Origin of the sequence: Psychrobacter glacincola, assembly GCF_904846215.1 — a bacterium.
GTDB classification, from domain to species: Bacteria; Pseudomonadota; Gammaproteobacteria; order Pseudomonadales; family Moraxellaceae; genus Psychrobacter; species Psychrobacter glacincola.
Window position 1 is genome coordinate 1 of the sequence record NZ_CAJGZK010000095.1, and the last position, 587, is coordinate 587.

A 587-nucleotide genomic window follows, 5' to 3' on the forward strand; every position below is an offset into this window, starting at 1 on the left:
TAGTCAATCGTAACTTTAGCGCTTATCGTCCTAACCAGCTGTGGGTTGCAGATTTTACCTATATCAAGACGACAAGCGGCTGGGTCTATACCGCTTTTATTATTGATGTGTTTGCCCGTGCTATCGTTGGTTGGAAGGTATCTAATCGTATGAACACGGATATGGTGATGGCGGCTTTAAATCAAGCAATAGCAGATAGAAACCATCCCAAAGATGTGATTCATCACAGTGATCGAGGGGTTCAGTACTTATCCATTCGCTACACTGATAAGATGGCTGACTCTGGCGTGATCGCCTCTGTTGGTACAACAGGCGACTCTTATGACAACGCATTGGCTGAGACAGTTAACGGGCTTTATAAGTCTGAGGTGATTGAATATCTAAAAGAACAATGGCATGGCGTGAACGATGTTGAATTAGCAACCCTTGAATGGGTGGACTGGTTTAACAAAACACGACTGCATAGCACGATTGGATATGTGTCACCTTTTGAATTTGAAAAGCGGTATTATGATAATTTAACCCTGTCAGGCATTGCTGCCTGACTCAAGTAAAACACTCTCCGATATAGTCGGGGCGGTTCATTT

The 587-nt window shown here is 43.4% G+C and carries 1 protein-coding gene; it reads left to right on the plus strand.

Going from position 1 to position 587, the window contains the following annotated elements:
• On the plus strand, positions 1–545 hold a 545-nt coding region (locus JMW90_RS13590; protein ID WP_201564772.1), incomplete at its 5' end, for an IS3 family transposase.
• Positions 546–587 lie beyond the last annotated feature (42 nt).